Source organism: Acidovorax cavernicola (genome assembly GCF_003581445.1).
This window is the reverse complement of sequence record NZ_QXMN01000009.1, coordinates 142,670-151,354: the sequence shown is the minus strand read 5'-3', so window position 1 is coordinate 151,354 and position 8,685 is coordinate 142,670. Positions and strand designations below refer to the sequence as shown.

The following is an 8,685-nucleotide window of genomic DNA, read 5'->3' as shown; positions in this document are numbered from 1 at the left end:
AGCCAGCACGGCAGCGCCGCTCACAGTCAAACCCGCTGCCAGGAGGACCGTACGCACCGTCGAGCCCGCACCCGACTTGCCCGAAGCCCGCGCGGTTTCAGGTGCGGCCACCCAGGCCCCCAACGACGAGTTCCAGAGGCTGCGATGTGCTTTGTTCATGGGGAGAAAACCTTGAAAAGAGAGGCCGGATGCACCAGAAATGGGCAAATAGTCAGGAAACGTTTATTTTGTAAATAAATTGTTTCAATCTCATCACCAGAACTGGTTATTCGTGCGGGGATCTCCGCCTTGCTGGCTTTTCGGAAACTTCCGTACGTCCAGCAATCCGGCGCGACAATCCGCCGCATGGCCACCTCCTCCGACCTCCCTCCCCTCAACCGCCAGTTCGTCGCCCACTTCGGTGAAATGGGCAGCAAATGGGGCATCAACCGCACCGTCGGGCAGATCTACGCGCTGATCTTTTTGTCCGAGCGCGCGCTCAATGCCGACGAGATCGCCGAGATGCTGGAGTTCTCGCGCTCCAACGTGAGCATGGGCCTGAAGGAATTGCAGGCTTGGCGCCTTGTGCACCTGCGCCACCACGCGGGCGACCGGCGCGAGTACTTCGAGGCGCCGAAGGATGTGTGGGAAATCTTCCGCGTGCTGGCCGAGGAGCGCCGCCGCCGCGAGATCGAGCCCACGCTCTCGATGCTGCGCAACGCGCTGCTCGAGTCACCCACCAGCGATGCCGAGCGCCACGCGCAGGCCCGCATGCGCGAGATGCACGACCTGATCGACCGGCTGATGAAGTGGTTCGACGACGTGCAGCGCCTGGCGCCCGAGACTGCGATGCAGCTCATGGGCATGGGCGCGACGGTGACGAAGGTGCTGACGCTGAAAGACCGCCTCACGGGCGGTGCGTCCAAGAAAAGCAAAAGCCCCGCGGGCGAAGACTGATCCGCGCCGCGAGGCCGAGGGGGCATCGGTTTAAGGGGCTACACCCTTAAAGCCGCTCCTGCCCTTGCGGGGCCTCCGGTGTTCCGAGCTTTTCCTTGCGGATGGCCTCGTCGTCCATCAGCTCGTACCACATGGCGTTGAGCACGGCGAAGGCGGCTGCCAGCGGCAGGCCGAGGATCCAGGCGAAGTACCACATATCTTTTTCCTTCCCGGTTCAGTAGGCGTGTCCGCTCTCGTCGCGGATGGCTTGTTCGTCGACCTTGCCCCACAGCACGTGGTAGACCCAGGTGGTGTAGGCCACGATGATCGGAATGAAGAAGGCCGTGACCACCAGCATGATGAACAGCGTCAGGTGGCTCGACGACGAATCCCACACCGTGAGACTGGCGCGCGGATCGATCGACGAAGGCAGGATGAACGGGAACATCGAGGCTCCCACGCTCAGGATGACGCCGGCGATGCCCAGCGCCGCCGTGAGCAGCGCGAGCACCGGCCGACGCAGCACCAGCCCGAGCAGCGCGCCCAGCGTGCCGACGAAGCCTGCCGCCGGCGCGGCCATGGTCCAGGGGTGCGCCGTGTAGTTGCCCATCCAGGCACCAGCGTGCAGTTCGACGGTCTTCAGCATCGGGTTCGACGGGCCCACCGTGTCGACCACGCTGCTGATGCGGAAGCCCCCGATGCCCATCGCCAGCCACACGCCGGCCAGTGCATAGAACACGAGCGTGAGCACCGCCGCGACCATGCCGTAGCTGCGCGCGCGCTCGGCCACCGGGCCTTCTGTCTTGAGCAGCAGCCACGCTGCGCCGTGCATCACCAGCATCGCCACCGACACCAGCCCGCACAGGATGGCGAAGGGGTTCAGCAGGCCGAAGAAGCTGCCGTCGTAGAAGATGTGCATGTCGGCGTTGAAGCGGAACGGCACGCCCTGCAGCACGTTGCCCACGGCCACGCCGCTGATCAGCGCGGGCACGAAGCCGCTGAAGAACAGCACGCCGTCCCAGCGCGCACGCCACCGCGGGTCTTCGCGCTTGCTGCGGAACTTGAAGGCCACCGGCCGCAGGATCAGCGCCGACAGGATCACGAACATCGCCAGGTAAAAGCCCGAGAACGACACGGCGTACAGCTGCGGCCATGCCGCGAACACGGCGCCGCCGCCCAGGATCAGCCAGACCTGGTTGCCTTCCCACACCGGGCCCACGCTGTTGATGACCACGCGCCGCTCGATGTCGGTGCGCGCCGCGAACGGCAGCAGCATGCCGGCGCCGAGGTCGAAGCCGTCGGTCACCGCGAAGCCGACCAGCAGCACGCCGATCAGCAGCCACCAGATGAAGCGCAGGGTGTCGTAGTCGAGGAGTGTGTGGAGGATCATGCGGCGCTCCCGGTCGAGGAAGAGGAAGGCACGGCGGCGCGCGCCGGCGGGATGTGCGAGCGGCTGTCGCCTTCGGAGGGCGCGTGCTCCGCCTCGGGCCCCTTGCGGATGGTCTTGAGCATCAGCTTCACCTCGATGATGAGCAGCGTGGTGTAGATGGCGATGAAGCCCGCGAGCGTGATCAGCAGCGTCTTCACCCCGAGGTTCGACACGGCCACCGCCGTCGGCAGCACGCCTTCGATCACCCAGGGCTGGCGGCCGAACTCCGCCACCATCCAGCCGGACTCGATGGCGATCCACGGCAACGGAATCGCCCACACCGCGACCTTGAGCAACCAGCGGTGGCGGTCGAGCGCGCGGCGCGCCGACAGCACGAAGAAGGTGCCGGTCAGCAGGATCAGCAGCATGCCGATGCCCACCATCACGCGGAACAGCCAGAACAGCGGCGCCACCTGCGGCACGGTGTCCCATGCGGCCTTGGCGATCTGCTCGTCGGTGGCCTGGCGCGGATCGTCCACGTAGCGCTTGAGCAGCAGCGCATAGCCCATGTTGATGCCGTTCTCTTCGAAGTCGCCGCGCACGCCCTGCGTGACCTTGTCGGTGCCGCCGGCCTCGCGGATCTTCTGCAGCGCGTCGTAGGCCTTGATGCCTTCGCGGATGCGGGCCTCGGCGCGCTTCACGAGTTCGTCGATGCCGGGCATCACGGTGTTGAGCGAGCGCGTGCCGATGAGGCCCATCACCGCCGGGATGTGGATCGCGTAGTGTGTTTCGCGCGCCTGCTGGTCGGGGAAGCCGATCACGGTGAAGGCGGCGGGCGCGGGCTGCGTCTCCCACATGCCTTCGATGGCGGCCAGCTTCATCTTCTGGTGTTCGCCCGAGAGATAACCGCTCTCGTCGCCGAGCACCGCCACCGACAGCGCAGCGGCCAGGCCGAACGACGCCGCCACGGTCATCGAGCGCTTGGCCAGCTCGATGTGACGGCCCTTGAGCAGGTACCAGGCCGACACACCGAGCACGAACACCGCCGCGCACACATAGCCGGCCGACACGGTGTGCACGAACTTGGCCTGTGCCACCGGATTGGTCAGCACGGCTGCGAAGTCGGTCACCTCCATGCGCATGGTCGCCGGGTTGAATGCGGCGCCCACGGGGTTCTGCATCCAGCCGTTGGCAATGAGAATCCACAGCGCCGAGAAGTTGGAGCCGATGGCCACGGCCCAGGTGGCGATCAGGTGGCCCACCTTCGAGAGCTTGTCCCAGCCGAAGAAGAACAGGCCGACGAAGGTCGCTTCCATGAAGAAGGCCATGAGCCCTTCGATGGCCAGCGGCGCGCCGAAGATGTCGCCGACGTAGTGGCTGTAGTAGCTCCAGTTCATGCCGAACTGGAACTCCATCACGATGCCGGTGGCCACGCCCATCGCGAAGTTGATACCGAACAGCACACCCCAGAACTTGGTCATGTCGCGCCAGATGACGCGCCCGGTCATCACGTAGACCGTCTCCATGATGGCAAGGATGATCGACAGTCCGAGCGTCAACGGCACGAACAGGAAGTGATACAGCGCCGTGACGGCAAACTGCAGGCGCGAGAGCGCGACGATGTCAAGGTCCATAGGGGCTTCCTTTGTGTGTTCTCTGTTCGGTCGTTGCTCGGTCGGTCAATCGATCAATTCATCTGTCAATCGGGGCGCAGGCCGCGCAGCGCTGCCTCGAACGCGCCAGCGTCGGTACTGCGACGCAGGTCGGCGACGATGCGGCCCTGCGCCATGCACACGAGACGATCGGCCAGCGCGGCTTCGCGGCGCAGGTGCGTGGCAATCAGCAGCGTGCGCGAGCCGGCTTGTTGCGCGAGGCGCTGCAGCACGTCGTGCGCGGTGGCAGCGTCGAGCGCTTCGGTCGGTTCGTCGAGCAGCCACAGCGGCACCGGACGCAGCAGCAACCGCGCGAGCGCGAGCCGGCGCGACTGTCCGCCCGAGAGGCCGAGGCCGCCTTCGCCAAGTTGCGTGTCGAGACCGGTGGCCAGCGCGCGCACGTCGGCGTCGAGGCCGGCGGCGTGCAGCACAGCCCACAGGCGCTCGTCGCTCGCCTGCGGATCAGCCAGGCGCAGGTTGTCCCGCAGGCTGTCCTGGAAAAGTTCGGTGCGCTGGGTCAGCAGGCAGGCGGCTTGTGCCTGCGCCTGACCGGCGCGCGGCGTGAGGTCGCCGGCGATCACGGAGAGCAGCGTGGACTTGCCCGCGCCGCTGGCGCCGACCAAGGCGACGCGCTCACCGGCCTTCAGATGCAGCGATACCCCGCTGAGCACTTCGACGGGGCTGCCCGGGTGCATGACGGTGAGCTGGTCGACCTGCACCGCCGACGTATGGGCTGCTCGGGACGGCCGCGTGCCCTCTTCTTCCACCGCCGGATCCAGGCGCGGCGCCAGCCGGCGCACCGCCAGCCAGGTGCGTCCCGCATCGAGTGCGCCGCGCCGCAGTGCTGCGAACGGCTCGGTGGCAGTCAGCGCAATCAGCAAGGCGAGCGCAGCCCCGGGCGCGCCGATGACGCCCTCGGCTACGAGCGCGCCGACAGCCAGCAACACGCCAACTAGCGTCAGGGTCCCAGCGCTGCCGTACGCGAAACCGGCAGCGGCTTCGAGCTTGTTCAGCGCGAGGTCGGCTTGCGCAAGGTGCGCGTCGGCATTCATCAGTGCCGCACGCTGGGCATCGAGGCGGCCAGCCATGGCAAGGTCAGCCTGGCCTGCGACCAGATCGACGGCCCGCGCGCGCAGCGCCTCGACGGCATGGGCGCGTTGCCGCGCCGGCTGCCGCGCACGCCGCGCGATGACAAACGCCAGCCCCCAGCCAATGGCGCAGAGCCAGAGCGCGATCGCCACGCCCATCCCCACGTGCATGAACCCAAGCACCACGCCGGCCAGCAGCGCAGCGCCCAACGCCGCGGCAGCAGGCACGAAAAGGCGCAGGTAGAGCGACTCGAGCGCATCGATGTCGGCCGTGAGACGGAACAGCAGCCGCGCCGGCCGCATCAGCAAATCGCGCGCGGCCTCGGGTCGCGCCCAGCCGCGGAACAACCGCACGCGCAACTCGGCCAGCACGGCGAAGGTGGCGTCGTGCGTGACGAGCCGTTCGCCGTAGCGCGAAGCCGTGCGTCCGAGCGCCAGCAGGCGGATGCCGGCCGACGGCATGAAGACATCGAAGGTGAAAGCCGTGGCCGCATGCTGGCCGGCCAGCGCCGTCGCGGTGATGAACCAGCCCGACAGGCCCAGCAACGCCATGCCCGCGAGCACCGTCACGGCGGCCAGCAGGCAGCCCAGCAGCAGCGCGCGCGGCTGGGTCGCGAGGAAAGGCCGCAGCACGAGGCGAAGGTCGCGCCAGCGAGGCGAGCGGTGTGCGTTGCGGCTCATGCGGCCTTCTCCACCGGCGCCTCGGTGCCGAGGCTCACGGAGCGGTCCATGCGGGCGGCCAGCACCGGATCGTGGGTCGAGACGATCAAGGTCCGGCCGCGCGCGAGCCCCATCAGCGCGTCGGCCACGCGCGCAGCGGTGACGGTGTCCAGGTGCGCCGTGGGTTCGTCGGCCAGGATCAGGTCGGCATGCGGATGCACCGCGACGCGCGCCAGCGCCAGCCGCACTGCCTCGCCGCCCGAAAGGCCGCTGCCGCCCTCGCCCAGCGCGGTGCCGGGATGGGCCTGCGCCACATCGTCGAGCGCCGCGAAACGCATCGCCTCGGCGACCTCGGGGGCGCCGATGTCGGTGCGGCCCAGCGCCACGTTGGCTTCGACCGAACCGGCGAAGACGTGGGGCTTCTGCCCCATCCATGCCATGCGCTGGCGCAGCGCGGTGGCCGTGTGCTCGGTGAGCGGCACGCCGCCGATGGCGATCTCGCCGCGCGTGGCCGGCATCAGCCCTGCGAGCAGCGAGAGCAGCGCGGTCTTGCCCGCACCGCTGGGGCCTGTCAGCGCGACATGCTCGCCGGCGCCGATGCGCAGCTCGTACCCGTCGAAGAGCGCCGTCGACTCGCCCGGCCAGGAGAAATGCAGCCCGTGAACCGTTACGGCAGGCGCGGCGCCCGCGCCGGCGGCACCCGTGGCCGCGCGCGTGACGGCGGCACCCGCACCGGGCAACGGCAGCGCGCCGCGTTGCAGATCGTCGAGCGCCTGCAGCGCCGCCTCACCCGCCGCGCGGTCATGCCAGACCGCCGACAGTTCGCGCAGCGGCTCGAAGAACGCCGGCGCCAACAACAACACGAACAGGCCCTCGCCCAGGCTCAGTTGCTGGCCCCACGCGCCGAACCCGAGCGAGCCCAGCAGATGGAAGCCGACGTAGACCGCCACCAGCGCCACGCCCAGCGCGGAGAACAGCTCCAGCACCGCAGACGACAGGAACGCAATGCGCAACACCGCCATCGTGCGCTGGCGCAGCGACTGCGCGGAGGCGCCGAGCCGGCCGGCCGTGGCGTCGATCGCGTCGAGCGCGCGGAGGGTAGCAAGGCCGCGCAGGCGATCGAGCAGGAAGGCGTTCATGCCGCCCATCTCGACCATCTGCGCCTCGCTGGCCGCCTTGGCGCGCCAACCGACGATGGCCATGAAGATCGGGATCAGCGGCGCCGCCACCAGCAGCACGAGCGCCGCGGCCCACGAGAACCAGGCCACCGCCGCGAGAAGAAACAGCGGCACCACCGTCGCGCGCCAGCGTGCAGGCTGGTAACGCACGAGGTATGGCACCAGCGCCTCGGCCTGCTCGGCGAGCACGCTGGCCGCGAGGCCGGAAGGCGCACGTTCGCGGTCCAGCGGCGAACCACCCGCCAGTGCCATCGCGGTCTGCGCGCGCAACGCCGTCAGCTGAGCCCGTGCACGGCCGAAGGTGCGGCGCACGCCCCAGGCCTCGCAGCCTGCACGCAGCAGGCCAAGCAACAGGATGCCCACAGCCGGCCACAGCACGGCCGCCATGCCTCCGCCGCCTGCCAGCCCCTGGACCGCCATCGCCAGCAAGGCGGCCTGCGGCAACCACACGAGCGCCGCGACACCTTGCACCACGCCGCCGATATCGGGCGACGTGAAAGCCTTCAACGGTGATCGTGGCGGCGATGGTTCTGTCATTCCTTGATTTTGTGTATTTTCAGTATTTACTGAAAGATTCACAATCATACACATCATGGGCAGTTCGCGCAGACTGCCCGCTCTGAAGCCCGAAGGCAACAGGTTTGCAAAGGAATGGGGATGAAAAGGTCCGCACCCGAGCGGGTGCGGAGCGCTTCAGTGCGACACGATGAGGCCGCTGACCAGCAATGCGGCAAAAAGTGTGCAAACGCCGCGCCACGAGGCCGGCCGGGCTTCGACCCCGCGATACAGCAGCATCGCTGCACCCACTGACAGGCCGAAGGTCGCCACCATGCAGAGCAGATCGACCCAGGGCTCGTGCGGTCCCAGGCCCGCCACCAGCGCGTTCACGGCGAGCAGCACCGGGAAATGGATCAGGAACAGCGAATACGAAATACGCCCCAGCCGCTGCAACGGCACGGCCACCGAAGGCCAGTTCGCAGGCGACAGCCACTGCCGGCGCTGCGCCACCGCGATCAGCAGCGCGGTCACCAGCGCGATGGCGATGCGGCTGCGCCAGTCGATGACGAGCGCGCCCACCCCCACCAGCGCCAGCAGCGCGATGGCGGCGTTCCAGGTGCTGGCGCGCGTGGCACGGCCGATCCAGAACACCAGCATGCCGAGCCCGTAGGCGCCGAAGAAATAGAACGCCGTCTCGTCCAGCCGCGCCTGCCGGTTGAACAGCGCGAGCGACGCCACGGCTACGACGAACACCAGCCCCACCGGCGCCCAACGCGCAGCCGGGGCCAGGGCCGACTGCCGCAACACAGCAGGCAGCCCGACCAGCGCCAGCGCCAGCGCGAACAGCTGGAAGTCGATGGCCACGTACCAGACGCCAGTCGACAGCGACTCGTAGTTCAGCAGATCCTGCAGCAGCAGGCCGTGCGCCAGCAGTTGACCCAGGCTCGGCGTGGCCGGCACCACCTCTTCACCGAGCCACGGCCGCACCACGTCGGCCACCAGCACGCACACCGTGAGCGCCGCGAGGTACGGCATGACCAGCCGGGCGTAGCGCTGCAGGATGCGCGACATGGGCCGGTCCACGCGCAGCACGCCATCGGGCGCGAGGCTCGCCGTCGCAAGAAAACCGGCGATCACGAGGAACACCTGCACCGCGAGCCGGCCGTCGTCCGCCAGCCAGCCGAAGAAGTCGGGCGCGAGCACCTGCGCGCCGGCCGGCATCGGTCCGTAGCGCGCGAGGTGGTGCCCGACGATCAGCGCACAGGCCAGGCCCTTAACCACGTCGAGCAGCGGCATGCGTCCTTGCCGCGCGGGCACGCTCGCCC

8 protein-coding genes are annotated in these 8,685 nt (G+C 68.6%); 1 reads left to right on the top strand and 7 read right to left on the bottom strand.

Annotation, left to right across the window (positions count from 1 at the left end):
- Window positions 1-159: ESPR domain-containing protein (locus D3H34_RS34910; protein WP_205736709.1), on the bottom strand; the 159-nt coding region annotated here is incomplete at its 3' end.
- Window positions 160-345: 186 nt separating this feature from the next.
- On the opposite strand from D3H34_RS34910, the gene D3H34_RS10635 reads away from it, so the two are divergent.
- Window positions 346-936, top strand: a complete 591-nt coding sequence (locus D3H34_RS10635; protein WP_119553414.1) for a GbsR/MarR family transcriptional regulator — start codon at window positions 346-348, stop codon at window positions 934-936.
- A gap of 46 nt (window positions 937-982) precedes the next feature.
- Here D3H34_RS10635 and cydX read toward each other — a convergent pair whose 3' ends face one another.
- The 6 genes from cydX to D3H34_RS10605 all read right to left on the bottom strand — a co-directional run bounded on the left by cydX (window position 983) and on the right by D3H34_RS10605 (window position 8,656).
- Complete coding sequence (gene cydX / locus D3H34_RS10630; RefSeq protein ID WP_095744810.1) at window positions 983-1,132, bottom strand: cytochrome bd-I oxidase subunit CydX; 150 nt, start codon at window positions 1,130-1,132, stop codon at window positions 983-985.
- Between the two features lie 18 nt (window positions 1,133-1,150).
- Window positions 1,151-2,305, bottom strand: coding sequence for a cytochrome d ubiquinol oxidase subunit II (cydB, locus tag D3H34_RS10625; RefSeq protein ID WP_119553413.1), 1,155 nt, complete (start codon window positions 2,303-2,305; stop codon window positions 1,151-1,153).
- Window positions 2,302-3,918 carry a cytochrome ubiquinol oxidase subunit I gene (locus tag D3H34_RS10620; protein ID WP_119553412.1) on the bottom strand — a complete coding sequence of 539 codons (1,617 nt, stop codon included), beginning with the start codon at window positions 3,916-3,918 and terminating at the stop codon, window positions 2,302-2,304. The genes cydB and D3H34_RS10620 overlap by 4 nt, the downstream gene beginning before the upstream one ends.
- A 65-nt stretch (window positions 3,919-3,983) precedes the next feature.
- Window positions 3,984-5,705, bottom strand: coding sequence for a thiol reductant ABC exporter subunit CydC (cydC, locus tag D3H34_RS10615; protein ID WP_119553411.1), 1,722 nt, complete (start codon window positions 5,703-5,705; stop codon window positions 3,984-3,986).
- Window positions 5,702-7,399 carry a thiol reductant ABC exporter subunit CydD gene (gene cydD / locus D3H34_RS10610; protein ID WP_119553410.1) on the bottom strand — a complete coding sequence of 566 codons (1,698 nt, stop codon included), beginning with the start codon at window positions 7,397-7,399 and terminating at the stop codon, window positions 5,702-5,704. The genes cydC and cydD overlap by 4 nt, the downstream gene beginning before the upstream one ends.
- Window positions 7,400-7,555: 156 nt before the next feature.
- A complete protein-coding gene (locus tag D3H34_RS10605; protein ID WP_119553428.1) occupies window positions 7,556-8,656 on the bottom strand; it encodes an acyltransferase family protein in 1,101 nt (366 codons plus the stop codon).
- Between the last annotated feature and the right edge of the window lie 29 nt (window positions 8,657-8,685).

Coding starts and splice junctions, on each gene's coding strand:
- cydD (WP_119553410.1), bottom strand. CDS start 7,399: ATGACAGAACCATCGCCGCCACGATCACCGTTGAAGGCTTTCACGTCG.
- cydX (WP_095744810.1), bottom strand. CDS start 1,132: ATGTGGTACTTCGCCTGGATCCTCGGCCTGCCGCTGGCAGCCGCCTTC.
- D3H34_RS10620 (WP_119553412.1), bottom strand. CDS start 3,918: ATGGACCTTGACATCGTCGCGCTCTCGCGCCTGCAGTTTGCCGTCACG.
- D3H34_RS10635 (WP_119553414.1), top strand. CDS start 346: ATGGCCACCTCCTCCGACCTCCCTCCCCTCAACCGCCAGTTCGTCGCC.
- cydB (WP_119553413.1), bottom strand. CDS start 2,305: ATGATCCTCCACACACTCCTCGACTACGACACCCTGCGCTTCATCTGG.
- D3H34_RS10605 (WP_119553428.1), bottom strand. CDS start 8,656: ATGCCGCTGCTCGACGTGGTTAAGGGCCTGGCCTGTGCGCTGATCGTC.
- cydC (WP_119553411.1), bottom strand. CDS start 5,705: ATGAGCCGCAACGCACACCGCTCGCCTCGCTGGCGCGACCTTCGCCTC.